This window comes from Acaryochloris sp. 'Moss Beach' (genome assembly GCF_021497025.1).
GTDB classification, from domain to species: domain Bacteria; phylum Cyanobacteriota; class Cyanobacteriia; order Thermosynechococcales; family Thermosynechococcaceae; genus Acaryochloris; species Acaryochloris marina_A.
Window position 1 is genome coordinate 866,083 of record NZ_CP071717.1, and the last position, 25,924, is coordinate 892,006.

20 protein-coding genes are annotated in these 25,924 nt (G+C 47.6%); 10 read left to right on the forward strand and 10 right to left on the reverse strand.

The genetic code is table 11. From position 1 onward, the window contains the following. Nucleotides 1-54: 54 nt before the first annotated feature. Both HRE53_RS04040 and HRE53_RS04045 read right to left on the reverse strand, forming a co-directional pair. On the reverse strand, nucleotides 55-1,728 hold the full coding sequence (locus HRE53_RS04040; RefSeq protein ID WP_235109163.1) for a phospholipase D-like domain-containing protein: 1,674 nt from the start codon (nucleotides 1,726-1,728) through the stop codon (nucleotides 55-57). 11 nt (nucleotides 1,729-1,739) lie between these two features. After that, a complete protein-coding gene (locus HRE53_RS04045; RefSeq protein WP_212662328.1) occupies nucleotides 1,740-2,462 on the reverse strand; it encodes a lipid-binding SYLF domain-containing protein in 723 nt (240 codons plus the stop codon). A gap of 254 nt (nucleotides 2,463-2,716) precedes the next feature. Here HRE53_RS04045 and HRE53_RS04050 point away from each other — a divergent pair, with 254 nt between their 5' ends. After that, nucleotides 2,717-5,170: a type II CAAX prenyl endopeptidase Rce1 family protein gene (locus HRE53_RS04050; protein ID WP_235109164.1), complete on the forward strand. Its 2,454-nt coding sequence runs from the start codon at nucleotides 2,717-2,719 to the stop codon at nucleotides 5,168-5,170. Between the two features lie 19 nt (nucleotides 5,171-5,189). On the opposite strand, the gene HRE53_RS04055 is transcribed toward HRE53_RS04050, so the two are convergent. Together HRE53_RS04055 and HRE53_RS04060 are read right to left on the reverse strand one after the other, a co-directional pair. Beyond that, nucleotides 5,190-6,125, reverse strand: a complete 936-nt coding sequence (locus HRE53_RS04055) for a hypothetical protein (protein WP_235109165.1) — start codon at nucleotides 6,123-6,125, stop codon at nucleotides 5,190-5,192. Continuing rightward, complete coding sequence (locus HRE53_RS04060; RefSeq protein WP_212666325.1) at nucleotides 6,125-6,775, reverse strand: ParA family protein; 651 nt, start codon at nucleotides 6,773-6,775, stop codon at nucleotides 6,125-6,127. The genes HRE53_RS04055 and HRE53_RS04060 overlap by 1 nt, the downstream gene beginning before the upstream one ends. Before the next feature lie 239 nt (nucleotides 6,776-7,014). Between HRE53_RS04060 and HRE53_RS04065 the strand changes: the two genes are divergently transcribed. Next, a complete protein-coding gene (locus HRE53_RS04065; protein WP_212662330.1) occupies nucleotides 7,015-7,929 on the forward strand; it encodes a LysR family transcriptional regulator in 915 nt (304 codons plus the stop codon). A gap of 162 nt (nucleotides 7,930-8,091) precedes the next feature. Here HRE53_RS04065 and HRE53_RS04070 read toward each other — a convergent pair whose 3' ends face one another. After that, nucleotides 8,092-8,772 (reverse strand): hypothetical protein, encoded by a 681-nt coding sequence (locus tag HRE53_RS04070; RefSeq protein ID WP_235109166.1) that lies wholly within the window; start codon nucleotides 8,770-8,772, stop codon nucleotides 8,092-8,094. A gap of 858 nt (nucleotides 8,773-9,630) precedes the next feature. Here HRE53_RS04070 and HRE53_RS04075 point away from each other — a divergent pair. From HRE53_RS04075 to dxr, 4 genes are all read left to right on the forward strand, one after another. After that, a complete protein-coding gene (locus tag HRE53_RS04075) occupies nucleotides 9,631-11,229 on the forward strand; it encodes a Ppx/GppA phosphatase family protein (RefSeq protein WP_212662332.1) in 1,599 nt (532 codons plus the stop codon). Nucleotides 11,230-11,487: 258 nt separating this feature from the next. Further along, nucleotides 11,488-13,572, forward strand: coding sequence for a zinc metalloprotease HtpX (locus tag HRE53_RS04080; protein WP_235109167.1), 2,085 nt, complete (start codon nucleotides 11,488-11,490; stop codon nucleotides 13,570-13,572). 94 nt (nucleotides 13,573-13,666) lie between these two features. Continuing rightward, the gene (locus tag HRE53_RS04085) at nucleotides 13,667-14,332 is read left to right on the forward strand and encodes a hypothetical protein (RefSeq protein ID WP_212662334.1); all 666 of its coding nucleotides are present in this window, start codon (nucleotides 13,667-13,669) and stop codon (nucleotides 14,330-14,332) included. Between the two features lie 84 nt (nucleotides 14,333-14,416). Then, nucleotides 14,417-15,622, forward strand: coding sequence for a 1-deoxy-D-xylulose-5-phosphate reductoisomerase (gene dxr / locus HRE53_RS04090; protein WP_235109168.1), 1,206 nt, complete (start codon nucleotides 14,417-14,419; stop codon nucleotides 15,620-15,622). Here the strand turns inward: dxr and HRE53_RS04095 are convergent. The 3 genes from HRE53_RS04095 to HRE53_RS04105 all read right to left on the reverse strand — a co-directional run bounded on the left by HRE53_RS04095 (nucleotide 15,591) and on the right by HRE53_RS04105 (nucleotide 19,742). Further along, a complete protein-coding gene (locus HRE53_RS04095) occupies nucleotides 15,591-16,331 on the reverse strand; it encodes a M23 family metallopeptidase (RefSeq protein WP_235109169.1) in 741 nt (246 codons plus the stop codon). The two genes, dxr and HRE53_RS04095, sit on opposite strands and share 32 nt — an antisense overlap. 580 nt (nucleotides 16,332-16,911) lie before the next feature. Beyond that, nucleotides 16,912-18,024 carry a diguanylate cyclase domain-containing protein gene (locus HRE53_RS04100; protein WP_235109170.1) on the reverse strand — a complete coding sequence of 371 codons (1,113 nt, stop codon included), beginning with the start codon at nucleotides 18,022-18,024 and terminating at the stop codon, nucleotides 16,912-16,914. Nucleotides 18,025-18,545: 521 nt separating this feature from the next. Then, nucleotides 18,546-19,742: a dipeptidase gene (locus HRE53_RS04105; RefSeq protein ID WP_235109171.1), complete on the reverse strand. Its 1,197-nt coding sequence runs from the start codon at nucleotides 19,740-19,742 to the stop codon at nucleotides 18,546-18,548. 142 nt (nucleotides 19,743-19,884) lie between these two features. Here HRE53_RS04105 and HRE53_RS04110 point away from each other — a divergent pair, with 142 nt between their 5' ends. Continuing rightward, a complete protein-coding gene (locus HRE53_RS04110; protein ID WP_235109172.1) occupies nucleotides 19,885-20,310 on the forward strand; it encodes a TAXI family TRAP transporter solute-binding subunit in 426 nt (141 codons plus the stop codon). On the opposite strand, the gene HRE53_RS04115 is transcribed toward HRE53_RS04110, so the two are convergent. Beyond that, nucleotides 20,307-20,492: a hypothetical protein gene (locus tag HRE53_RS04115; RefSeq protein ID WP_212666461.1), complete on the reverse strand. Its 186-nt coding sequence runs from the start codon at nucleotides 20,490-20,492 to the stop codon at nucleotides 20,307-20,309. The genes HRE53_RS04110 and HRE53_RS04115 overlap by 4 nt on opposite strands. Nucleotides 20,493-20,806: 314 nt before the next feature. Between HRE53_RS04115 and HRE53_RS04120 the strand changes: the two genes are divergently transcribed. From HRE53_RS04120 to HRE53_RS04130, 3 genes are read left to right on the forward strand one after another with little or no spacing between them, the layout of a single operon-like run. Next, nucleotides 20,807-21,742 (forward strand): DNA polymerase beta superfamily protein, encoded by a 936-nt coding sequence (locus tag HRE53_RS04120; RefSeq protein ID WP_235109173.1) that lies wholly within the window; start codon nucleotides 20,807-20,809, stop codon nucleotides 21,740-21,742. After that, on the forward strand, nucleotides 21,727-22,083 hold the full coding sequence (locus HRE53_RS04125; protein WP_235109174.1) for a DUF6717 family protein: 357 nt from the start codon (nucleotides 21,727-21,729) through the stop codon (nucleotides 22,081-22,083). Before HRE53_RS04120 ends, HRE53_RS04125 begins: the two co-directional genes overlap by 16 nt. Next, the gene (locus HRE53_RS04130) at nucleotides 22,073-22,834 is read left to right on the forward strand and encodes a DNA polymerase beta superfamily protein (protein ID WP_235109175.1); all 762 of its coding nucleotides are present in this window, start codon (nucleotides 22,073-22,075) and stop codon (nucleotides 22,832-22,834) included. Before HRE53_RS04125 ends, HRE53_RS04130 begins: the two co-directional genes overlap by 11 nt. Here the strand turns inward: HRE53_RS04130 and HRE53_RS04135 are convergent. Continuing rightward, the gene (locus tag HRE53_RS04135; protein WP_235109176.1) at nucleotides 22,809-25,916 is read right to left on the reverse strand and encodes a response regulator; all 3,108 of its coding nucleotides are present in this window, start codon (nucleotides 25,914-25,916) and stop codon (nucleotides 22,809-22,811) included. The two genes, HRE53_RS04130 and HRE53_RS04135, sit on opposite strands and share 26 nt — an antisense overlap. Nucleotides 25,917-25,924: the final 8 nt, after the last annotated feature.

Below are 25,924 nucleotides of genomic sequence, written 5' to 3' on the forward strand. Positions count from 1 at the left end.
AGACAGCAAAAATTATAATCCAGCCTCTGAAAGGTTTCAAGGCCAAAAAGACTCTCACCAAGTCACTCTGTTTCGGAGTTGTTCCAGCAGTTTCGGCCCTATGCCAGGAACTTGATCTAAGTCTGCTAGGGAGGTAAATAGGCGTTCTTGTCTAGCTTCGATTATTCGTTCAGCCAACTTGGGCCCCACACCAGGCAATGCCTCCAGTTCCGATTGATTCGCGGTATTCAGATTGACGAGGGTGGCTTGCTTCCCTTCTGGTAAGACGGGTTGGGTCGTTCCCCTGCCCCTCACCAGCAAATCACCACATTGACGTTGGTGGTCTTGGGCTTTTTTTTGGAGAAAGGCAGGAATGCCTAGACGGCTACTGGCATACAACCGCTCAAATTCCCGGTGATAATGCTCTGCAATTTGAGGATGTTCCATCACCAGTAGGGTTTCATCATTGCGACGATTGGCCGCATCTGACCAGTTGTGAGATCCCACAATCACGATCTGACTATCAACAATGCCAAATTTATGGTGCAGCACATCTCCTTTAGGGAGTTGAGGTGTCCCTACGGTTTGCAAGGGTGGGGACCAGGGCCGATTTTGGGGTTCAGCCTTGCAGGTCAAAGTTCCACTGCGAGAGGGACTGAGGGTCACTCCTAGCATATCGAGCACTTCGCTATAGCTTTGATAGGCAAACTGAGGATCACCCAAGACCCGAATTTTCACCCCTTGCTGGTGCTCCCCTGCTAGCTGATCCACCAAGGATTGCTCTGAAAAGACAAATAACGCCAAAGCAATGTTCTGTTTGGCTTTAGCTAGGGTTTGGCGGATCAGCCCGTTGGTACTGCGGGACCAAGGCCTAGAGATAGATGTTGGCGAAAATTGCACTTGCACTTTGGCATTACCAAGCTTAAGAGTTTGGGGTGGACGCCAGGGCTTGTTCACTCCAAATTTGCTATCCGTTGTCCGACCGGGACCATCTCCCCAAAGGGCCTTAAATTCCTCAGTAAAGAGCTGTGCTAAACCTGGGCTCTCCAGAACGACCAGAGAATTGGCATTCCCCCGACTATCTGGCTGATCTAAGTCGCCAAGTAGTCCAGACAAAGTAAAGTTGGCCGTCGTCACAATAGTGGTCTGCCCATCAATGACTACAAACTTATGGTGCATCAAACCACTTCCGGCAGAGCCATCGGCTGTATCATCCAGCCAAGGGATATCAGCTCTACGGAGTACCTGTAGGGCATCATACTCATGAATTTCAGCTGAACTCAGCTCGCCATCTTGATTTTGGTCGATCAGCTGAAAATTGTCTTGGTATCGTTTCTTCTGCCGCGGATCCATCCGAGCCACCTCTTGGGACGTAAAGCTACTCCAAGGGCGGCTGTAGGTATTTTCTAAGATGACTCGGACCTGAACACCGGCTTGTTTGCGGTCTCGCAGGGCCTGGGCGATACGGGGCGATCTCAATTCCTGTATTGCTACATCTACTGTGGATGTAGCAGCCTGGATATTCTCGACAATAATGGACTCTAAATCATCCCCTGGGCGGGAGATTTGCCGATAGGAATCCGTAAAAGAATTAGCCAGATTCTGGTTCATATACACCTGAATCTGGCTATGTTGTGGGAGAGGTTGAATGGACTGGAATTGAGGTTGCGATCGCTGCCAACGATTCACCCCAATCCCTAGAGCACCGAGTAGGACCAGAGAGGTCAATCCCCATTGCAGCCGCTGCATCAACAAAAGATCTAAAAGCGGCTAAAAGTCCCTAACTCAGACTCTTCCAATACCTGCCGGAGAGAATCAACCACCACGGGGGCTTCTACATCTGGGTCTCTAAAAATTCGGCGTGGGGTAATCGATTTGCCATATAAATCGCGGTTCTTACCTCTGTTAAAGCCGAGCTTAGAGCCATCAATGGCAACACCACCAAACAGACCACTGCTGCGGGCATAGGTCAGAATCGGTGACTTGCTGTAATCTTTAGTGGGATCAACCGCCGTTGCTCCCACGGGACCCGCTGTCCCTGAGACACTACCGCCGATATCAAAAGACTTGGACAGTACTTCATTGACCGTGCTGCGGTTGGGAAACACCAAGACAATATCACTCGATTTAGCCCCAATTTGGAGGCCAAAACTGCCGCCAGTGATGTTGATAAAAGCGGGGTTACTCCAAGTGCCATCTTCTTGTCGGAGCATCATCACCCCAGTGCCTCGGCGAGCACCAAATAGGAACCCCGCTTGGATGACACCTGGAAAGATAGCAATGCCTTCGCTTTGCTCTAGCAGTTCTGACGGAATTTGAGTTTTGGGATCACTCAGAATTTCTTCTAAGACATTCTGAGAAGAGTAAATAATCTTTTCGGCATGGGCCTGCTTCTCTACATCTGTCGCTGCCATCGTCGGCATAGTGGTGGTGACTACGAGCACTGCTGTTACGGGCACAGCCACCATAGACTTAAATTTCATCGCTATCTCTCCCTAGACAAGACGAGCATATGGGTAATGACCCTAAATTTGCTGGAAAGTTTCAGCCTAGCCATCAATACTAAATGGTGCAGAAACTTTGATACCGTGCATATTTACAACTACGGTAGGGGGCAAACTAGCTTCAATCTCTTATTTTCTAGCCCTTACTTAGCATCGAAATCATGAAATAGCAAGGCTTTCGAGATGAAACTTGTTGTTTTAGGGTTCTAATTGCCCCCATTCCCCATTTAAAGATGGTCCCAAAATTCCTTCAATTTATTCGTAACCACTACCGATGGATCTTCCTCAGTCTGATCACTATCACTCTATGTCTTTGCTGGGGCTTACTCGATCCGGTAAGGGGCCAACTCAAGCCTCTTCGAGCAGAGGCAGCCCCTTCCTCAACCCTTCAAATCTCGACTACAGACTTAGATCCCTATCGCCCAGTCGGCGAGTGGGTGGGACGGCTGATTCTACCGCCACAATCGGCGGATGACACAGATTGGGTCTGGTTTGAGGTTCACCATAGTCCCAATTCCGAGTTTGCCGGTCAAACAGTGCGATTGCAATGGCAGGATAATCCTGATGTCCAAGCCCGGATCAAACGGGTACAGCAGGATATCAAACTCTCGGCAGAGGCTCACCAAAGCCTAAAGCAAGGCAATATTCACCCAAAGCGATTAGATGGACGACGACAGGTTGGACCGCTACAGTCCCTAGCAGGAGCAAGACCCACAGATGACCTACTCGTCAGATTGAAAGAGGTCCAAGTCGTCCCTGGCCCTCTTCCTCACCTCGACATTGCCGAAGATCCCGTACAGGTCGCTGGATTTAACTATGGACTCGTCAAAATCCTCGGTCCAGTCCCAACCTCTCAATCGGTTCCCAATCAATGCCCTGGCCCATCTCCTTGCCCCAGTGAATTGACTCAGGTTCGTCACTACAACCCCACCACTCAACGGTTTAATGGCCCAGAAGAAATCGTTCACATTCGTCAGGATCAGCCCAATTCAGCCGGTGTCTTTCAGTCCACTCCCAGGAAGTTAGCAGCATCCCCAGCCGGAAAAGCAGGCTGGTATATCTATGGCTCGCAGAATATGGAGGGGATATTTGAGGTCAATGGGATCGCACCTCGTTCTCTGTTCCAACTCCAGCCCGATCACCATTTCTCCAGCACTGGCGCCGGACTACACTACTTCAAACGCAAAGTTTGGCAGCAAACGGCTCAACATAAGGGCAAACTCCAACGAGCCATGGTTGATAACCAGCAACGTCAACAACAAGCAGTCTTAGATCAGTGGCAGGAAGGAGATCAATCCCTAGTCGTACATCTCTTTGGCGGGATTGGTGGTAACAAAGCTGAACCCCAGGCGGTTATCGGTACTATCACGGGTCATTTTGGATATGGTATCGCGACTGTGATCAACGATCCCTTTACCGGGGAACGACAGTTTGATATTGAGTACCAACAGGTGTACGCCCACAACCCTGAGGGAATTGTAGCCGGACCCACCCATTGGTCAGAATATATGGGCCATCTCAACCGAGGATGGTTGGGGAGTCGGCCAGTATTGGACGTACTGGTCAAGTCTGAGGCCCTGACGCAGCCCTATGACTTTGGCGAGATTGTTCTAGATCCCTTAACTGAGCTAAAAACTCAGCTCCAACTTATGGCGGCACGCTATCGAATGGGTGATGGCACAGGGTCTGCTTTGGTCACCCCGGCTAAGTCCTGTGTCCAAGATTCCAGCCAAGCAGTTTACCAAACCATTCGGCGAATCCAATATCAGGTGCAGATGTCTCCAGCCATTCAAACTTGGTTGGCAGATCACCCACAAGCTCCTCAAACGCTTCGGTTCCAAGAATTAAAGACTTTAGGGAATGCCCTGGAGAAAGAGCTGGTTCCGCTAGGGATTGTCCGCAGGGATTGGCAACAAAATGCCCAGGTTGCAGCAGGTATCGCTTTACCAGGAACATTTCGCCACTCAGACGATTTCTGGACTCAAGTTCTCAGCTGGCGAACGCTGATTCCTCGGGTGGCCCAAGATCAAATTATTCGTATTTTCCTCAAGCAAGGCACCCCGCTGTGGTTTCTCAACACCAATCAAGTGGGAGGTTGGGATGCAGATATCAGCCCCCTAGCCCCCACAGAATTATTTGGGAAGTGGCCGATCGTTTCCTTTTCCTTCTCTCGACTAGTGGAAGGGACCACAACGTTCCCGACTCCAATGGGATGGCTCGTCTCAGGGTTGGTTTTAGGAGGATATGGTCTCTTTGCTGTAGCTTGGGGCAGAAAGGTCGGGTTTCTGGCCCCACCTAAATTTGCGGTTCATGCCCCATCCGTTCAAGTAAAAATTTGGGTCGGCAGTTTGATCTTGCCAGCCCTAGTCGAAGAATTACTCTTTCGCTGCCTGTTGATTCCCCACCCCCAAGAAGGGGTGTGGTGGGTTACCCTGCTGCTTTGGTCAGGGTTCAGCTTAATCCTCTTTGTGCTATATCATCCCCTCAATGCCCGCACCCTCTACAAAGTAGGTAATCCAACCTTCTTTAATCCCAGATTTTTAACCTTAGCCACTGTGCTGGGTATGGCCTGTACTTGCACCTATTTATTCACAGGCTCAATTTGGCCAGGTACTATCATCCACTGGCTAGTTGTTGCGATTTGGTTGCTGTATTTAGGTGGACAGGAACGCCTGAGCAAAGCCTAGGACAGGCAAAAACAGGTGCCTAGTCGTAACACCAGGTATCAAAGGATCGGCTGGGCGGTGCCTGATTCGATCGCACCGGTCGATGAAAGATGGATTTAGTATTAGTTGGCTTCTTGCGGGTGGTGGCTAATGCTGAGGACTTTTGCGTTTTTCTAGAGGTTGAACTGGTTTGCAGCTCAGCTACTTGTTTTTGCAACCGATCATTCTCTTTTGCTAATCGCACTGCATCCTGGGTGGTTTGCTCCAGCTTCTCTTTAATTGCATCTGTTTGATGGGTCGATTTCTGCAACGCTGTCAGGGCCGTTTTTTGCTCAGCTAGCTGTGACTCCAATTGAGCCACCTTCTTCTGCAAAGAGGTTTCTTTGGTTTGAGCTGCCTTTAAATCTTTAGTTAGGGCACTTACTTTCACTTTTAAATCAGCGTTAATGGATTGAGCACTACTGGCTGCGGAGCTGCTTGCGGTTGAAGCAGGTTTTGCTGCTGCTTTCTGTGCCGTAGAGGTGGCAGGCTTAGCCTTCTTCGCTGCCGCCGTCTTTGTGGCTGTTGTTTTCCGGCTAGAAGATCGGCTGGACGTTGCCTTTTTAGCAGTAGAAGATTTAGCCGTTGATTTTTTAGCTGCGGGTGCAGCAGCTTTGGTTGTTGACGTTGACTTCTTAGCTGCGGGTGAAGCAGCCTTAGTAGTGGAAGTAGCCTTAGGGGTCGATTTCTTAGCTGCGGGTGCAGCCTTAGTAGCCCCGGCAGTCTTCTTTTCCGTAGTTTTTTTGGCAGTGGTCGATTTAGCCGTACTTTTCTGGGCTGTCGTTGTCTTTTTCGCTGCAGCTTTTTTCGCTGATGTGGCTTTCTTTTGGGTCGTTGACGCGGCTGGTTTTGCACCTGCGCCATCTTTTTGATCAGGGGTCGCAGTTTTAGTTGCTTCTTCCCGTAATAAATCTGACAAACTTTTCTTCGTAGCCATTAACTGTCCCAATCCCGCTTAATTTCATCAACAACGCGGCAATAATCTGCTTTTGCCTCTTTACTATATTTCCCTTTCCATTGTGTAATCGGCTGTCCTTCCAAAGCTGCCCGTTCATGCGCCTTATAACTACGTACAAAGGCATGAAAAGCCGGAATGCCTAACTCCATCAAAGTGTTTTGAGCATCCAATGCTTCTCGCAAGCTTCGAGGATCGACCCGAGTTAGTAATACCCGATGAGCCACTCCCGATGGTTTGACTAATGTCCGCACCGTTTCAATTAGAACGGCAATTTCCATTGGGGCAGGAGGCGTAGGGAGCACTAAATAGTCAACCACAGGAATGACCATTTTCAAAATCTCTGACTCTAGACCTGGTGGCGTATCTACGACGACCAGCTCTTGCTTACTGGAACGGCGCAAATTTTTCAATTCTTTCGCGCTAGCCCCAGATTGGACTTGGAATTTAAGGGAATTTGTATCACGCTGGGTCCACCAAGTTGCGGACCCTTGCGGATCGGCGTCAATTAGGAGAACTTGATGAGCTTCTGCGAATACTGCTGTGAGATTAACAGCCGTGGTAGTTTTACCAACACCACCTTTGCCATTGAGGACGGCGACAACCTTGGTTTTTGAAGATTTAGAAGGCAACTTGGGCACCGCTAATGATTGCCAATAGTAAGCAGGAGGCTCTGACTTTGCAACTTGCAAAAGACTCCTGGGATGACTATACCGCTTTATTGTCTACTAATCCCTTTTTTAGCCAGTGTTTGCGGCCTTGGCATTCTCTGTGATCCCAGGGAAGGTTTCTTAGGTGAATAGACAATAATCTATTACAATAGAATCAGGCAACGACTTTAGTCTATACACAATCTTTCTGTGCGATCGCAATGCAGCCAACTCTACATCAACTGAAAGTGTTTGAAACTGCTGCCCGCCATGGCAGCTTTACTCGCGCCGCTGAAGAACTTTACCTGACACAACCGACCGTATCAATTCAGATCAAGCAGCTCTCCAAGACGGTCGGTTTCCCTTTATTCGAGAAGTTGGGAAAACAGCTCTACTTAACAGAAGTTGGCAATCGGTTATTTAGCACCTGTCAATCCATTTTTGAAGAACTTGATCAATTCGAGATGATTGTCAGTGATTTGCAGGGGATGACCCAAGGCAAGTTACATCTTGCTACAGTCACTACCTGTAAGTATTTTGTCCCTCGTTTACTGGGTAATTTTTGTGACCAATATCCTGGCATCGATATTTCTCTGAAAATCACTAACCATCTCCAGCTGGAAAAGCGGATGATGGAAAACCGAGATGACCTCTACATCCTCAGTCATCCTCCCCAACATATGGATCTCAAAGTTCAGCCTGTCATTAAGAATCCACTTGTAGTGGTAGCTCCACCCAACCATCCCCTCGTGGGTCAGAAGAATATCGATATTTCTGCTCTCAATGATGAACGCTTTATTATGCGGGAGTCAGGCTCGGGAACTCGCCATGCTGTTCAGGCTCTATTCAACAAACATAAAGTCAATGTTGAAATCAAACTAGAACTGGGCAGTAATGAAGCGATCAAACAAGCGATTGCAGGAGGATTGGGAATCTCAGTGCTATCGCGCCACTCCCTTAATGGTCGAGAATATACTGACCTAGCCATTCTGGATGTCGAACATTTTCCCATTGAGCAGCAATGGTCAGTTGCCTATTTATCGGGTAAACATCTCTCTGTTGTGGCCGAAACCTTCCTACACTATTTAGTCTCGGTCACTGATCATGCTGAAATGCCTTGGATACACTTCAAATAAGATTTATCAGTAACTTTTAAGAACAACGCAGCCACCTAACTCCTGAGATCAAACTTCCAGGGTTATCTGGGAAAGAAAACACGGTACTCACAGCACTTGAGCCAGTGGAGGTCAGACAGCTCTTTCCCCCACTGGCTCAAGGTTTCTGGAAACGGGATGTTTCTAGTTCACCCCATTTACCTGCTGGCTTAAATCATTAACACTTTGGGACATGATGGCTAAAGCTTGCTGAAGGCTTTCTACATCAGCCCCGGCGCCATTGGGTAGTGCGGGGATCGTAGAGGGTGAAACCGGTAAGGGAATCCCAATCCCTCCGGTAAAGATAGAATCAACCTCCATTAGACTAGCTCCCGTAGAAGTGGGAACTGCTGTGGAGAGCTGATCAAACTCAGTTGCGCCAGCGTTGGGCAGAAAAGTACCACGATGTTCAGGGGTAAAGAGGAGTTGGCGATTCAGCAACGCTGGAAAAGGGAATCGTTGCCGGACAAAAACTTCGACATAACCCCGAAACTCAACAGTGTCGACATTGGGGTCGAGGGTGAGAATATCAGGTTGCAAAATGATTAAGCCTGTGTCCTTGGCTCTGAGTCCAAAGTCATAACAACTATCAGCATCCAGAGTGCCAAAATCGTTAGAACCACCGGTATCTCGAATTACAATTAGCTTACTGGTATCGAGAGCTGGGGTTGTTGCATTAAATTTCAATCGCAATAACACATCAAAGTTATGGGGATTAGAAACTGTTAGAAAATATCCCTGCAAAATTTTCCGATTGGAGTTAGATATATTTCCTTCTGCAGGTGTAATATCTTTAAGGAGAAGTTCAAAGGTTGAAAGTAGCATAGAAATGTCCTTTGTGTGATGGCTGATCAATGAATTCCAGTGAGAATCATTGAATGTATTTATGAGTAACGATTGCTGAGATAAACAGAAGAAAAATGTTCTTTTCCAGTAAAGATCTCAAATTTATCTTCCATAGTTTTTTCAAGGCAAAATAACAAAGCAGATAGCTTATTAGTGCCATTGAGAGTTCCTAGGATACTTGAGCGTAATAGTTAGAGGCTAAGCTCTAAAAATATGCAGCTTCAATACCTGATACCTAAATTGACTTTCGAAATCTACTAGTTTAGTCATCTTACTTAGATAGTGAAAGCTCAATTTAATTACCTTTTAAGGTAATTAAATAGGGAAGATTTTGATTTGTTTTAACCTGTCTTCAGTTCGTTAATCTGAAATCAATATAATCCAAAAAAAACTTAGATAAAAGTGATTGTCTTCAATATTTTGTGTGACATAAATCATTGAAAATTTCTTCTTTGCATGCAATATTTTTTTATACTTACAAATAATATTATATGCTTTTCCTGTAGTATTTTTTATTGCAGGAAAGATGCGATAAAAAACAAGTCCAGCATGATTCTAATTGGGTCGCATCTATAGGCTAAGTAATATAGAAATATTTTTAAAATTCGTACCTTTAAAAACTACTGTGTAGAAATCAATGGCCATCAATACAGGCGAGAATGATACGGAATTCAGCTCTAGGTAAAGGTTTCTCTATGGTTTGATTTCGATTTAAATCTCCAATCTTCTGACTTGAAGATAGAGACTAATCTATTGCAGAGATTCAAACCCCCGTTGACCACTGTCCCCAAATCCGCATACAGTTTCTAGCAGGATCACCCAGGGGCCAAACGAGCCATGCAAACCATTGCCGCTATTGATGTGGGAACCAATTCGATCCACATGGTTGTGGTGAAAGTTAACCCTGAAATTCCAGCATTCAATATTATTGATACTGAGAAAAGTACCGTTCGCCTAGGGGAAGGCAGCAAAGATACTGGGAAGCTGCATCCGGATGCGATCGCAAGAGCAATTGCCGCCTTGCGCAGATGTCAAGAAGTTGCCGCAGCCTGCAAAGTCGAACAGATCCAAGCGGTTGCTACCAGTGCTGTCCGGGAAGCCCTCAATGGTCGGACCTTTATTCGTGCCGTCGAGTCCGAACTCGGGCTTAAAATCAATGTCATATCCGGTCCAGAAGAAGCCCGGCGAATTTACCTCGGGGTCTTGTCCGGTATTGAATTTAATAACAAGCCCCACGTCATGATTGATATTGGGGGTGGATCAACCGAGCTCATTTTAGGGAATGGTCAAGATCCGCGCTCCCTCAGCAGTACCAAGGTAGGAGCGGTACGGCTGACTGAGGAATATATCACCACCGATCCGGTCAGTACTAGCGAATTTGAGCGGTTACAGGCCTATGTTCGAGGAATGTTGGAATGGCCGGTTGAAGAGTTGCGTTCCCATCTCTCTCCCGATGAAGTGCCAACCCTTATTGGCACCTCCGGAACAATTGAAAGCATTCTCAAACTGCATGCCTGCGAGGTTATGGGAGCTTGTCCCACCTCTCTTCATGGCCACGTCCTCACCCTTGATGACCTGAACGACCTCATCCACAAGCTGCGAAAGCTCAATTACGACGAACGCTGCAAAATGCCTGGGATGACGGAGCGGCGAGCAGAAATTATTTTAGCCGGAGCTGTAATTTTGGCTGAAACAATGACCCTGCTGCACTTAGATTCCATTACCACCTGTGAACGCGCTCTACGAGAAGGCATCGTGGTGGACTGGATGATGAAGCAAGGATTGATTGAAGATCGACTCCGCTACCAGGGTTCCGTGCGAGAACGCAGCGTCATGAACTTGGCCCATCAGTACCATGTGGAGTTATCAACTGCTGAGCGAATCGCTGATTTTGCCGTCGCTTTATTTGATCAAACCCAAGGCTCTCTCCATCATTGGGGAATAGACGAGCGTCATTCCCTGTGGGCAGCCGCTATTTTGCATAACTGCGGGCATTACATCAGCCATTCCGCCCATCATAAACATTCCTACTACTTAATCCGTCATGGCGGCTTGTTGGGCTATACCGATGCCGAAGTCGAGATTATTGCCAACTTAGCCCGGTATCACCGCAAAGGAGCTCCCAAAAAGAAGCATGAGAACTATCAGAACTTGGTGAATAAAGCCCAACGTCAGATCGTCGACCAGCTCAGTGCCATTCTTAAGTTAGCGGTCGCCTTGGATCGGCGGCAGATAGGTGCGATTGAATCCCTACATTGTGAAATTGATTCAGATACCATTACCCTCCATCTCCAAGCGAGTCAAACCGACGATGACTGTGCTTTAGAGCTATGGAGTTTAGAGATGAAAAAAGCTTGCTTTGAATCCGAATTTGATATGACTCTGGTCGCTCAACTGGCTGAATCTGCTCCCAGCCCTGATTTACAGCTAGCCTGATGAGTCTTAGTCATCTTTGCTCAACCCAAGGATTTTGGACACTTCACCCAATCCAGAGCTAACTTGTTAGCTTAAGAATGAAGGAGAATCTCTAAAGGAGTTCCTCCTCTATTTTCTAAATCCATTCCATCCCTTGCATAAATTTTTTTATTTGACTAGGGGGTAAGTCACTACGTACCTCTAAAAATACTGATAAGCTAAGTTTCGTTTAACTGCTCTCGGTGTATTTATAGCCGTTGACAAAGCAAGGAGCTGTTTATGGCCTCACAACAGGAAGACCTAAAAGCTGGGATTGCTGCCCACCAAAAAGGACAACAGTCCCAGGCCATCCGCATTTTAGAACGCGTGTGGCAAGCTGCCACGCCAGGAAGTTCTGTTCATGTGCAGGCCCAAATGTATTTGATCATGGCTCACCAAAGCTGTGGCCAACTCGAACAAGCTTTGATGCTCTGCCAACCCCTGGCTGCCAGCCCCATTGCCCAAGTTCAGGAATGGGCGAATCAGGTCTTGCCCCAGCTACAGCAAGACCAGGAAAATCAAATTCCAACTGCTACGGCATCTGCTGCGGAAACTGTTTCTGCTCCCAGTCCAGCGTTCAGTCAACCTAGTTCAGCCCCCAGTCCAGTCTCCAGCGCAGCCCCCAGTCAAAAATCCCGCGCAGTCGGAGGGATGAAATTAGCTATGGCGGGTATAGGGGGAAATCTCAGTTTGGCCTCTGGTGTCACCATTAGCCTGCTGTTTGGCATGGTGCTTGTCCTTGTCTTGGGTATCTTTTTAATCACAGCAAGTGATAATCCAGGCTTGGGACTAGGAGCGGCTGTTGTTATAACGATCGTTGTCAATGTAGCAATATTCTTCTTTTCACCCTGGCTCATGGATTGGACCCAAAGGTGGCTCTATGGCACCCACTGGATCACCTTGGGAGAGCTAGAGCATCTCAGCCCCGAAACCAGCCAAATCTTGCAAAGGATATGTGCCGAGAAGAATCTGAAAATGCCTCGGCTAGGCATTATTGAAGATCAAAATCCAACAGCCTTTACCTATGGATCGCTTCCCAATAGTGCACGGCTCGTTGTTAGCCGCGGATTATTCACCTACCTAGATGAAGACGAAGTCGCAACGGTCTATGCCCATGAGCTAGGCCACATTGTTCACTGGGATTTTGCGGTCATGACCTTGGCCTCTACGTTGGTGCAGATCACTTATTTGATTTACACCTTTGCGAGCCGAGCAGGCCGTCGAGGAGGCAGCAGCAAGGGCAAAGATGCTTTGCAAGCAGCTGCGATCTCAGCTTATGTTTTCTATATTATCGGCACCTATCTTGTCCTATATCTATCCCGAACGCGGGAATATTTTGCCGATCACTTTGCGGCTGAAGTCACAGGCAACCCCAATGCCTTATCTCGGGCATTAGTGAAAATTGCCTATGGCATTGTCGAAGAAGGTCAGCGGTCCAAAGAACCTAGCCGCTTGCTAGAAGGAACCCGAGCTTTGGGGATTTACGATGCTAAAGCGGCGACCTCCTCCGGCACGGCCTATCGTGTGGCTGCAGATACCAGCAAAATTGGCCGTGTCTTTTTGTGGGATCTATTCAACCCCTGGGCGTTTTGGATGGAACTGCAATCTACCCACCCCCTCACGGGCAAGCGTGTTCGGGCCTTAAGTACCTATGCCGAGCAGCTGGGTTTGGATATTGAGTTTGATATGGGCCGAGTAGTGGGAGAAGGCCGTCAATTAAATAAACAACGCCTCTATAGCCACTTCTTTTTGGATTTATTGCTCTATGGGGCTGAATTTATTGGCCTAGGCGTGGGATTGATTTTGGGACTTGCCTCCGGAACGAATCCCATTGCGTTGATGATGATTGGTTTGGGGATTGGCATTATCGCTAAAACGTTCATCATGTATCCCAACTTTGGTCAGGCTCCTGAACGCGATATCTTAACCCTGATGTCAGATCCCTATGCCAGTCCTCTGCGTGGACAACCCGTGCAGCTCGCAGGTCAACTGATTGGACGTGGAAATGCAGGCTATAAGTTTGGTTCAGATTTGAAGCTGCAAGACAAAAGCGGTATGTTATTCCTTCGCTATTCCTCTCGCTTTGGCCCGATTGGTAACTTCCTATTTGGTATGTCTCAAGTCCAAGATTTGATTGGCACTCAGGTAGGCACAACTGGGTGGTTTCGTCGCAGTATTGCCCCTTGGATGGATCTGGTCCAAATCAGAACGAATGGCGGGCGCGTGATCAATAGCTATCATCGGTTTTGGTCTTTTGGCTTTGGCGGATTCTTCATTATTCTAGGTCTTATCTTCAACTTTGTACTGCCCAGCTTGGTTGGATAGCCCCAAAGAATATCCCTCCCTTGGACGCCGTTTTTAAGGGCTTGCAACCTTTAGCAGATGAGTCCAATCTCCTCAGTATTCGCCCATCAGAAAGATGATGCCAAAACAATTGAAAGTCGGGCTATGGTTCCTTATTGGCTTAGAAATAGGGCTTGCCTTGGCCTACCTCATCACTATCTGGCGGCAGCAGTCTGTCCCAGTTTGGTTGGATTGGGATGGATTGAGATCAGTGCCATCACTAATGCAGGCCGCTACTTTATTTGCAATCGGCATTTTAGCGTTGCTCCTGCTCCTCTTTCGGCAGCGAATTCAACGGCCCGTTTCTAGATTTCTCCCCTTAGCTCTTGCATCCCTTTGCCTGTATGGAGGCATTGATGAACTGACGAAGCTCCATCTGCATCTGAATCAATACAACTGGAAAGGCATCTATGTGGCTATTTTGATTGCCATTCCGTTGATCTGTTGGCGGGATCTAGCTCGGCTATGGCGGGAGCATCGTTCAATTGTGTTGTGGGTATTTTTGGGACTCGGTATTTTCTTGCTCGGTGGATTTGGTGCAGAACTGATCAAGGAGCATTTGTATACAGGAGTCTCTCCTGAAGCCACCTTCACCTTGGCAGGGCAAACTATAAATCTGCTGTTTTGGGTTGAGCATCTTAGGGTCACTGTTGAAGAGTTTGGTGAATTGTTGGGCGAAACAATCATCCTCTTTGGGGTTGCTCAATTTGTCCTGAAAAGCTTATCCCCACAAGTGACTTAAGCAATACGTTGGCGATTGTGCCCCTCTCCCCCAGAGGTCCATTGACCTAGTAAGATAAGAGAGACCCGCAATTATTAAGAAACTGTGAAAGCAATTACTCTTCTCGGCTCAACAGGATCCATCGGAACTCAGACCCTAGATATTGTCGCTCAGTATCCCGATCAGTTTCGAATTGTGGGGATGGCTGCAGGCCGAAATATCGAGCTTCTGGCGCAGCAAATACGGCAGTTCCGGCCCGAAATTGTTGCCATATCAGATCCAAATCAACTCTCTGATCTCAAAGATGCGATCGCAGATGTCGATCCCCAACCCCAACTCTTAGCTGGAGAAGCGGGTGTGGTGGAAGTCGCTGCTTATGGAGACTCAGAATCCGTCGTTACTGGGATTGTCGGCTGTGCGGGGCTATTACCCACCATTGCTGCCATCAAAGCGGGGAAAGATATTGCCCTCGCCAATAAAGAGACTCTTATTGCGGGCGGTCCCGTTGTCTTACCTCTAGTCGAGAAACATGGGGTCAAGCTTTTACCCGCTGACTCAGAACATTCCGCCATTTTTCAATGCTTGCAAGGGGTTCCTGAAGGTGGCCTCCGTCGGATTATCCTCACGGCCTCCGGGGGCGCATTCCGAGACTGGCCCGTGGAAAAGTTACCAGAAGTTACCGTTGCCGATGCCCTGAAGCATCCCAACTGGTCCATGGGCAAAAAGATAACTGTTGACTCTGCCACTTTGATGAACAAAGGGCTGGAAGTGATTGAAGCTCATTATTTATTTGGTGTGGACTATGACCACATCGATATTGTTATCCATCCCCAAAGTATTATTCACTCTCTGATTGAACTGCAAGATACTTCCGTTTTGGCCCAACTAGGTTGGCCAGATATGCGACTCCCCTTGCTTTACTCGCTGTCCTGGCCGGAGCGCATCGCCACGGATTGGGAACCGCTAGATCTGGTGAAGTCTGGGGATCTGACTTTCCGCGAGCCTAACCACCAGAAATATCCCTGCATGCAGTTGGCCTATGATGTGGGTCGCATGGGTGGAGCCATGACAGCCGTGATGAATGCCGCCAATGAACAAGCAGTTGCTCTGTTCTTAGAAGAGAAAATCAGCTTTTTGGATATTCCGAAGGTGATTGAAACGGCTTGCGATCGCTATCGGTCTCAAAACACATTACAACCCAGCCTAGAAGATATTTTGGCCGCAGATCAGTGGGCTAGACAAGAGATTCTCACGATTAGCCAAAGCCAACCCCCGGTCGTTACGGCGAGTCCACAACTATCGACGATTTAGCCGCAAGCTCTGTAGCCTGACGCCCCAGACTACAGGAGCTAGCAATAGCAAAGGGGACAGTTTGGGTAAACTGAAAGGGTTCTTCAGCACGATGGACTTCTACATGGAGATGTGGACCACTACTCCATCCAGAGTTACCGCTATAGCCAATGATTTGTCCTACCGTCACTTGATCCCCAACTTTGAGACTTACCCGTTGGCGAAATCCTTGCTGCAGGTGAACATAGGCTGAACGGTAACCGCCATCATGCTCCAACCAGACGTGGTTAAATCGGTGAATTTGTTCTTTGCCGCCCCCACGATCGGGATATTTATCTTGAATACTGATGACTCGCCCTGACCGCATCGCATAGACAGGCGTACCAATTCCAGCCGCATAATCATAGGCATATTCCATCCGACCATTATGGGTCACCCCTCGGATCCCTTGGCTTAACCATCCTTGTCCCCAGAGTGGATGGCAAAAACCTTCTAAAGGCGAATCAACCGTAGGTTGCTCATGGAGAGCTAAGGTCAATAACCTCAGATTTGCTGTTGGCTTAATTTGGTTGGGTGGCTGAGAAATCGGGGGATCATCCTCAGCAATATCTGCCCCCCCCATTGTTCCTGTTAAATGAGCCTTAAAAGGGCTATGGGGATGGAAAATGGCCAATAACACTAGCGATATACCAATTCCTACCGCCATCCATGCATAGGGAGAATTGTGCATCTTGGTGAGAAAAGAGACCAGATGCCTCTGGTTACCGAGATCACGTTGTGAAATTATAGGGAGACTTTGCTGAGGAGCTTGATCACTCATTCCATGTTGCACGAGGCGTTCACCAACCCAGATGTTCTTTGAACGAATTTATAGGTGAAGCTGATCTAGAGAGATGAATTGTACCTAGATAGCTAAATGAGAAACATCACAGAGGAAAACTGCTGATTACAAAGTTAAATATCACTTCACAACCCTACAGATACCATTACTATTTCTAGACGTTAGAGAAAGTCTTTTGTTCTATACATCTAAAAATAATTTGCCCCTGAGAGAGACTGAATTAAAACTTTGTAAAGTAATTGACACAAAGGTTCTACTGCATTGAACCTCACACAGATAAATTGTAATCTTCTCAAGAAAAATTTGTGAATCTTCTTAAAGAATGATCTATCTAACTGTTTAGCTAAAATAGCTAAATCAAGGTTTCATGATTCAGAGAAAAAGCAATAGCACTTGAGATGAGAAATGCTTCTTCACTAGTTGGTTTTAAAAGCTGCTGAAAAAGTAATGCCTTCAACCAGGGAAGGGACTATTGGGACGTAAACAGCGCTCCAGGTCTTAATCGTAGCTTGCCTCGTCGTTTGTTTTTTTGCTGATGGAGTGCTTGCTGTAAGCGTCCTACTAATTCTAAGGTTCGTCGCGACTCCAAAGAGGCACAATCTTTTTGATGAGTCTGGACGCGGTTGCGTCCCTGTTGCTTAGCCACATACAAAGCACGATCGGCCGCTTCAATCAGGATAGAAGGGGCCACATTCTCATCAGGCACCTGACTGGCAACCCCTAAGCTCGCGGTAACATTACTTCCTGTTAAAGAGAGTTGGTGAGGAATCTCAAGATTATGAATAATACTTCGGATAGCTTCTGCGACTTGGGTTGCCCCATCTAAATCAGTATTCGGTAAGATAATGGCAAACTCTTCACCACCATAGCGAGCAACACAGTCGGCAGGTCGTTTAGCCACTTTAGCAATCGCTTGAGCAACTTTGCGCAGGCAGTCATCTCCAGCTTGATGACCATAGGTATCGTTAAACGCTTTGAAGTGATCTACATCGCACATAATCAAAGACAAGGGATGATTCTCTCGACATAATCTGTTCCATTCCGATAAAAAGGTTTCATCGAAGCAACGGCGATTATTAACCTGAGTTAAACCATCTATTGTTACCAGTTGTTCCAGCTGCAGGTTGGCAATTTCAAGCTGTTCAGACAGAGATTGCAACGTTCGATTTTTGGCATCCAGTTCTAGTAATAAGCTCTGGCGTTCAACCGCATACTGAATAGAGCGACGTAAATGACTACTTGTAAACCGTCCTTTAACTAAATAGTCTTGAGCACCTTCTTGCATCGCTGTCAGAGCGACCGTCTCATCTGAATTGCCACTCAATATAATCACGGGAGTTAAAGGAAATGCTTGATTGACTTGGTGGAAAAGATCAAGTCCTACCGTTCCTGCAATACACAAATCTAGGAGAACGAGATCAATCGCAATCTCAGACTCTAATAACTCAAACCCAGCCACTAGGTTGGAACAGTGTAAAAGATCTGTAGGGAAATCATGACTGACATTCAGCAATTCCCGAACAATTTCCACGTCCTGCTCGTCATCATCGATCATGAGGATATTGAGATGAGCAGCTTGCATTTTTCAGGGGCCCCCTTGTCAAAAAATTAGACGTTCTTCTGGGCAAAAATTCACTGTCATTCCGAACTAATACGGAGAAGATAAGTCCTTAGGTATATCACTTATACCGCCCTATGATGCCCAAAATCTTCCGTAATCCTACGTATCTTTAAGGCTCCGAGGAATGAAAATAATCGAGATAGATTCGAGGTATTCCAAGATATTTGGGCCATCGTCCATCCTATGCCAGAGTCAATTCTACGCCATTTCTTTTATGCCAGGATGATTACTGTTAGGCCTTGTTTTTTGTAGTTTTAGATACAATCTGCTATCGTTTTCCAGTTATCTCTGGCTAGCTAGAAAATACTTGCTGATCATTGTTTCTTGTTATTCAATAATTGAATAGTTTGCACTCTCTTTAATTGAGATATGTGTCGTTTAAATTAACCCAATCTGGTAAAAAATATTGAATTGATTAGCACTTGGATGCCTAGCTTTTGGCGGTTGTGATATTCGCTATCCACCTGACAGATGACTGAGGCTCACTTAGGTAGAACTAAATCAAGGACTCGCAATAGGTTGAGTCCCATGATTTTACTAATCTCCCCAGTGGTAAATCCCTCTTCCTGCAATGCTTCAGTGATTAAAGGCAAACCTGTAACATCAAAGGGTGAGCGCACTGCCCCATCAAAGTCAGACCCCAAACCGACATAGTCCACGCCTACCAGATCAGCAACATAACGGATGGCATGGGCAATAGACGATGCATCATTCCCACAAATTGCCGTTGGCCAATATCCAATCCCAATCACACCGCCCGTCTTTGCAATTGCCTGAATTTGTTGATCAGAGAGGTTGCGCAAGTTATCGCAGGTTCCTTTCACTCCTGTATGAGAAACCACCACGGGCTGGTTACTCAGGGCAACAACTTCATCAATGACTTGTGCAGAAGAATGAGCTAAATCTAACAGCAGATGTTGATCTTGGGCTTTTACAACGATCTGGCGTCCTAAACGGGTTAGACCCCCTTTTTGCAGGCCATGGGCAGAGCCACCCACTTTAGTATCAAAAAAATGAGCCAGTCCTAACATCCTAAATCCAGCGTCGTAAAGGCGATCTATATTTTCTAATCGACCTTGTAAGGCATGAGCTCCCTCTAGTCCTAAAAGACCTGCGGTTAATTGGGGCTGCTGTTTTCGATCTTGAAGAAAAGACTTTAGGTCAGCTTGATTGTTTAAAAGTCGAAACTGTTGTTGAGATTCAGCCAGGTTATGGAGCTTTTCCGCTTGATACAACGCTCTTTGTAATAGGCTGTTCCAAGTCGATAACGGCCAACGTTGAACAAGGGCTAGCTTCCAGATGTCATCAGATCGATGATCGTTATTCTCCAGCTTGAGATTAGTCGGCACTTTGGTGACAACGGTAAAGACTTGCAAAGCCACATTGGCATCCTGCAATCGTGGTAAATCAACATGCCCATACCGATGTTTCTGACTTAAATCCCGATGCCATAACAAAGAATCTGCATGAAAATCAGCAATCCACAATCCCTGATGAATCTGGCTCACTGAGTCTCCCACAGGGTAGGGTGGCCGTTGTAACACAGGGTTAAATCGCTGATCGATGAGGATGGGTAATTGAGCAAAGACGAGGGACACTGCGATGATTGCAAGTCCAATCAATCCCAATATGCTCCATCGACGTTTGCACCACCTAGAATCTCGTTTGCGTTTAGACATTGTCAAAATGTTGACGAATGTTCTCCATGGTACTGGCAAGCACTAGGATTTATTCATCGACACCATAGGTTGCGTTGAACTGATGAATCAGGGTCGCATTACTGTTTCTATCCTGATAATTAGCCTACTCACTGCTGGAGGGATGGCAATACAACTATTCTGGCAGCATCGTCAAAGCTATGTCCTAACCTTAGCGACAGCAAGTCGATCCGGTGAATACTATAAATTTGGTCAAGCACTAGCAACGGTTGTCGCTCGCCATCATCCTCAGATCCGGATTAACGTCATTCATACAGAAGGCTCAGCGCAAAATCTGGAGTTTATCAAATCAGGGGCAGCCCAGGTAGCCCTAATCCAGGGAGATTCATCGATCCAATCATCGGCGCAAGCTATGGCGTTACTTTTCCCTGAGACAGCTCATGTCCTAGTCAATAGACAGGCTGGCATCGAAACGATGGCAGATTTGCAAGGGAAAGCAGTTGCTTTGCCTCCCAAAGGGAGTGGTGCTTATCAATTATTTATGCCAATTGCCCAGCATTATGGCTTAAACCTACATTCAGCAGGCTAGCTAGCAGAGCAGATAATATTTTTTACAGCCCTTCCCAAGGAACGGCAAGATAAGTTGCTGCCTGCTGTTGAGCTTGATGAATGTAGGTTGAGTACTTCTGGCAAGCCCATTTGCATCATCATGTGGAGCAGGAGTACTACATCATCAATACGCTCAGTCGTAACGGTTAGTTGATCTGCCATGACACAGTCCTAGCTTGATTGCTAGATGAGCATACGCTGATTATCTTTATGCGATTTGATTACGCGAACGTCAAGAGTCAACATTAATTAAAAAATCAACGAATTAGAAGCTCTCATTGATAAAGCCACCTGATAGACATGAGGTGAGCTTGACATTGTTTACTAGGTAAATGCAGGCTTAGAATATTCTATTTTTTCTTTGCAAGAAGTGATAAAAGCGGACTGGGTTAAGATAAGGGCATGATAATGTAGTATTTATACTACATTATCATGCCCTTTCCAATTTATTTTAGAAAACTTGGAAACTACAACTCATGAAACCCCATTTGATTGTGCCGGTGGGTACCCAAGTGGTCAGCCGGGTCGATGTTAATACTGAGTCCGGTGTCTGTTTAGCAGGAGCTGTAGGCAAGATTGTTAGAACACCCACCGATAACTCCCATTCCTATGAGATTGAACTGCCCGATGGCCGCTGTTTACATTTACAGCGGCACCAGTTTAGCCTGCGCAAACAGTATCAAGTCCAAGGGCTTCCCGACTTTTTAGCAGACTACAACTTGCAAGATTACGTGATTTATCGCTGTGTTGTCGGTTCGCGGGCCTATGGCTTGGATGATGCGTATTCAGATTGCGATCGCAGGGGCATTTACCTCCCCCCAGCCCCCTTGCATTGGTCCCTGTATGGCATTCCCGAACAAATAGAAGATAAACCCGCTCAAGAATGCTATTGGGAACTGCAGAAGTTTATCGTGTTGGCCCTCAAAGCCAATCCCAATGTGCTGGAATGTCTCTATTCCCCCCTAATTGAAACAGCCACACCCCTAGCGCAAACACTCCTGGACCAGCGGACGATGTTTTTATCCCGGTTGGTTTATCAAACCTACAATGGCTATGCCCTCTCCCAATTCAAAAAAATGGAGCAGGACTTGCGGACCAAAGGCCACATCCGTTGGAAGCATGCCATGCATCTGATTCGGCTGCTGTTGTCTGGGATTACCGTCCTCAAGGAAGGGTTTGTCCCCGTGGATATGAGTGACTATCGCGAAAAACTGTTGGGGATAAAATACGAGCACTGGACTTGGTCCCAGGTGGATCAGTGGCGGCTACAGCTCCATCGGGAGTTTGAGCAAGCCTTTGCCCAAACCCAGCTACCAGAACGCCCCAATTATGAACAAGCCAACGCTTTTTTGATCGAAGCACGACAAAGCATGGTGCAAGACAAGGAGATCCAGTCATGGCAAATTCAATGATGGTAATTGCCCCCTATCGGTATGAAGAAATGTGGGTATTTGACGATCTGCAAGCGGGCTTGGTTCAAGAACCCTTTGTCAGCGGTATTCCCCAAATGATCGATCGCTTAGTGATCGATATTCCAGAAGCTGACCAGGGATTTAAGCTGATTTTTGCTCAAACCCCTTTTCCGGGGTATCAGGCTCAGCTAGAGTGGCTGCGGCCAGAATTTGGTGGCCATTGGTATCGCTGGTCGGCAGAGAAGATGGATGGATGGCTCTGTCCAGCCCTGTTCAAATACTTTGCAGATGCACCGCCCCAGCTGTTTTGCCAAGCCGAGGCCAAATCCCATGATCTTTGATTTACCGCCTCAGCTTAAAGATGTCGTGGCACAACAGCCTTATCCCCTGCTGTTTGCCACCATTAGCGGTGCCCATTTGTATGGGTTTCCCTCTGCTGATTCAGACTATGACTTGCGAGGCGTTCATATCTTGCCCCTGAAGGAAGTGATGGGTCTACAGACAGGACCCGAAACCCGGGAGATTTCCGCTGATCAGGAGGGCATCGAGCTGGATCTGGTGACTCACGATGTCAAGAAATTTATGGGGTTGCTGCTAAAGCGAAATGGCTATGTGCTGGAGCAGCTCTACTCTCCACTGATTGTAGCGTCGTCTCCTGAGCATGATGCATTGAAAGCGATCGCAACCCGATGCATCACTCGGCACCATAGTCATCACTACCTGGGATTTGCCCAGACCCAATGGCAACTCTTTACCAAAGAATCCCTAGCCCGAGTGAAGCCCCTGCTCTATGTCTTTCGGGTGCTATTAACAGGAATTCATCTGATGCAAACGGGCGAAATTGAAGCCAATCTCAGGCATTTGAACGAGAAATTTCAATTGCCTTACATTCCCGATTTAATCGCCCAAAAATCATTTGGTCCAGAACAAGCCGTGATTAAAGAGACTGATCAGGGGTTCTACCATCAAGAATATAGTCGTCTTTTACAGTGCCTAGAAAATGCTAGCCAGTCCAGCATCCTCCCAGACAGCCCCTCTGCTGCAGCTGACCTCCATGATCTGTTGGTCAACATTCGGCTGGCTGCTTGTTGAGGTGGGTTTTAACACAGTTAATTAGCTCTGGCGTCGAGAACCCTTTATTCAAATAATCGTTGGCCCCTAAGCGTTCTGCCTCTTTTCCCCATTCTTCAGAGAGTCGAGAAGACACGACCAAAATCGGCATTTCCATATCGGACTGCCGACAGCGGTCAATTAACGTGAACCCATCCATATTGGGCATTTCTACGTCGGTAATCATCATATCTGGCACGCCGTTGGCCTGCAGCCATTGCCAGGCCTCTAGGCCATCGCTGCAGGTAAAGGTCGCAAATCCGTAGGTATTCAGGCTGCTCTCCAACCGCCGACGCATCAGGGCAGCATCATCCACCACCAAAATGGTTTGGACGTCCTGAGCCACTGGGGTACTGGGTTGTTCCTGAACTTTGCTGGTTTGGGGCTGTTGTTGAGCCAAAGACCGAGCAAGTTCCAGGGGATCTAAAATACTCAGCAACTGACCATCGGCTTGTAAACTTACCCCCATGAGGGCTGGTGGACTGATGAGGGGATGGGGCAGAGGTTGAATGAGAAGTTCTTCTTGGCCCAACAAATCATCCGCAATTAACCAAACATCACTGTTGTCTAGCAGGGAGATGCGAACACAAATAGCCGTGTCCGACACTTGGGTTGATTCATGCCAAAATGCTGCCAACCCATAGCCCGGTGCAGAGCCTTCCTTCAGGGAGAGCTGCCAGGTTAGATCACTGTCTTTTGGCGGCTGCAGTTGGTTCGCACTCGCCAAGAGGGTTTCCCGAATGTCATCTGTGGGTACCGCCACCGTCCGTTCCCCGACTTTGAGTAGGACACAAGGGACTAATAGCTGCGGAGCAGGAATTTCAATAATAAAAGTGGTGCCTTGTCCCAACTGGGTATCTAGCAGTAACCGGCCACCAATATTGGTAATTTGGTTGGCAACCACATCCATGCCGACGCCTCGACCCGAGACTTCGCTAACGGAGCTGCGGGAGCTGAAACCGGGCTGGCAGAGCACAGCAATAATGTCGGCGGGCGTGTTGGTTTGGGTTAGGGGAAAGCCCCGCTCTTGGGCAATCTGACTGACTTTTTGTCCATCAATCCCTTGACCATCGTCTTGCAGCAAGAGCCGATATAAATTTCCTCGCCGCTCTAGGGTCATTTGAATGGTGGCCTGCACTGGCTTGCCGCGCTCTAGTCGCTCATCCATCGTCTCGATGCCATGGTCATAGGCATTGCGGAGTAAGTGGAGCAAGGCCGGTTCGAGTTGTTGGACGACCCCTGCATCCAGTTCGACTTGCTCACCTTTAATGTCTAAACGGGCGGGCTTATCGTAGCGATTGGTCAAGTCTCGCAGGATGGCTCGGGCCCGGAGGGTGAGATTACTAAAGGGAACCAGGCGACTGGTTTCAATACCATCTTTGAGCTGAGTAATGTTGCGACTGAGCTGCCCCAAATTGCTGACGGTGTGTTGAGTAGTGCCTTCTAGCTCTGCCCCTAGCTCTGCCATCCGCAAGATATTTTCTAAGAGGCGATTAATGGTGGTGTAACCCTGGCGGTAACGTTCCATCGAGACACCACTGTCAGAATCTTGCACGTCACTGATATCGCGCAACAAAGCATAGTCATCCTGGAGTTGTCGGAGTCTAGAAATATATTCTGCGCTTTCTTGGGTAAGGGCCGTCAGTTGGGACAGTTGGGATTGGAGGGTTGAAGACTCATTAAAGGTTGACCGTGCCGTCAGCAGGGTCTCGACCACTTGTTGAGAGGATTGATTGAGTCGGCTTAAAGGAACCGGAATTTTGATTTCCCGCTTTGTGGGGGCCGGAGCTGCAGGAGCCGTAGATGGCTTAGCGCTAGGGAATAGGCCAGGCTGGGAGGATGACTCAACAGAGTCCGCTACAGCGGCGGGCAGATCTGGCAGATCGCCGGTGCCTAAATCTAGGTCGATGAGGTCATCGAAGTCCATGTCATCGGCTTCTGCCAAAAACTCATCGGACAAATCAGCCATATCATCTAGATCGGCCATGTCATCCAGATCGGCTGCCTCAGATTGATCTTCAGCAATGGCACCAGAGAGGACAGATTCAGCAGGGGTCATTGCTGCCAGATCCAAGTCCATCTCATCGAAACTTAGATCAATATCCCCATCCAAGTCATCAAAGCTGAGATCTGCATCGAGATCGATATCTACATCTAGGTCATCAAAGCTAGTGTCAACCGCCCCTGGAGATACTGCTTCAGCTTCCTGAGCGGGGGAGGGGACTTGAATCGGTTCTTCTGGCAGTGATGTGATTAGCGTGTCGAACCGCTCTTGTTGGTCAGGGGTTAACTGACCACTTTGCTTAGCACAGTGCTTGAGTAAATCAAAGTACACCGGCCATTGCTGACGCCATACATCAGTCAATGGAAACTGCTGGAGCTGAGAGGCACTCTCTATCAGCTTGGACCAATCCTCTGCCAATTGGAGATCCTGACCAATTTGTTGGAGCTGGCTCAACATTTGCTGGGCCTTGGTCAAGGCTAGGGAGGAAACCTGGGGGGTATTCAGCTGATTGACAGCCATTTCTAGTTCTAAAATGACTAGATCGAAACCTTGTTCTGCAAATTCCTGATGAACTTGGGTCAACTCATCCCAGTTGGGCAGATAGTTCAGCTGAATCTGCTCATGCAGGGTTTTGATGCGGTCAACCGTCGGAGTGACTGCAGTTTGGGCTTCGGGGCCCGATAGCTGCAAACAACTCCCCAGAAGTTCACCTGCTTCTAGGAGCATGCGATGCAAGACCCCATCTTCTAGGGGAGGTGCTTCTTCTAAATAACGCAAATCAGAGAGCAGGTCCTCTAGGACCATGGCAGCATGGAGAACCGCATCGGCCCCTACCGTGACCGCACTCCCTTTAATCGTGTGGATAGCCCGATAGATATTCTGGATATCTGCAACCCAGGAGGCTGGATTGAGGGATTGAGAGAGCTGAAAATAGGACCGCAGATGCTCTTGACTGTCAATCTCGAACATGGCCTGCAGTTCTTTCTGCAGCTCAGCTTCAGGATCGCTGATTGCAGGATTGACGGGGGACGAATAGGAGAAGTCGGGGTCAGTCATCATCTCGGTAG

Coding starts and splice junctions, on each gene's coding strand:
- HRE53_RS04045 (WP_212662328.1), bottom strand. CDS start 2,462: ATGAAATTTAAGTCTATGGTGGCTGTGCCCGTAACAGCAGTGCTCGTA.
- HRE53_RS04050 (WP_235109164.1), top strand. CDS start 2,717: ATGGTCCCAAAATTCCTTCAATTTATTCGTAACCACTACCGATGGATC.
- HRE53_RS04070 (WP_235109166.1), bottom strand. CDS start 8,772: ATGCTACTTTCAACCTTTGAACTTCTCCTTAAAGATATTACACCTGCA.
- HRE53_RS04095 (WP_235109169.1), bottom strand. CDS start 16,331: ATGCACAATTCTCCCTATGCATGGATGGCGGTAGGAATTGGTATATCG.
- HRE53_RS04080 (WP_235109167.1), top strand. CDS start 11,488: ATGGCCTCACAACAGGAAGACCTAAAAGCTGGGATTGCTGCCCACCAA.
- HRE53_RS04110 (WP_235109172.1), top strand. CDS start 19,885: ATGGCAATACAACTATTCTGGCAGCATCGTCAAAGCTATGTCCTAACC.
- HRE53_RS04130 (WP_235109175.1), top strand. CDS start 22,073: ATGATCTTTGATTTACCGCCTCAGCTTAAAGATGTCGTGGCACAACAG.
- HRE53_RS04125 (WP_235109174.1), top strand. CDS start 21,727: ATGGCAAATTCAATGATGGTAATTGCCCCCTATCGGTATGAAGAAATG.
- HRE53_RS04075 (WP_212662332.1), top strand. CDS start 9,631: ATGCAAACCATTGCCGCTATTGATGTGGGAACCAATTCGATCCACATG.
- HRE53_RS04100 (WP_235109170.1), bottom strand. CDS start 18,024: ATGCAAGCTGCTCATCTCAATATCCTCATGATCGATGATGACGAGCAG.
- HRE53_RS04135 (WP_235109176.1), bottom strand. CDS start 25,916: ATGATGACTGACCCCGACTTCTCCTATTCGTCCCCCGTCAATCCTGCA.
- HRE53_RS04065 (WP_212662330.1), top strand. CDS start 7,015: ATGCAGCCAACTCTACATCAACTGAAAGTGTTTGAAACTGCTGCCCGC.
- HRE53_RS04120 (WP_235109173.1), top strand. CDS start 20,807: ATGAAACCCCATTTGATTGTGCCGGTGGGTACCCAAGTGGTCAGCCGG.
- HRE53_RS04055 (WP_235109165.1), bottom strand. CDS start 6,125: ATGGCTACGAAGAAAAGTTTGTCAGATTTATTACGGGAAGAAGCAACT.
- HRE53_RS04105 (WP_235109171.1), bottom strand. CDS start 19,742: ATGTCTAAACGCAAACGAGATTCTAGGTGGTGCAAACGTCGATGGAGC.
- HRE53_RS04085 (WP_212662334.1), top strand. CDS start 13,667: ATGATGCCAAAACAATTGAAAGTCGGGCTATGGTTCCTTATTGGCTTA.
- HRE53_RS04115 (WP_212666461.1), bottom strand. CDS start 20,492: ATGGCAGATCAACTAACCGTTACGACTGAGCGTATTGATGATGTAGTA.
- HRE53_RS04040 (WP_235109163.1), bottom strand. CDS start 1,728: ATGCAGCGGCTGCAATGGGGATTGACCTCTCTGGTCCTACTCGGTGCT.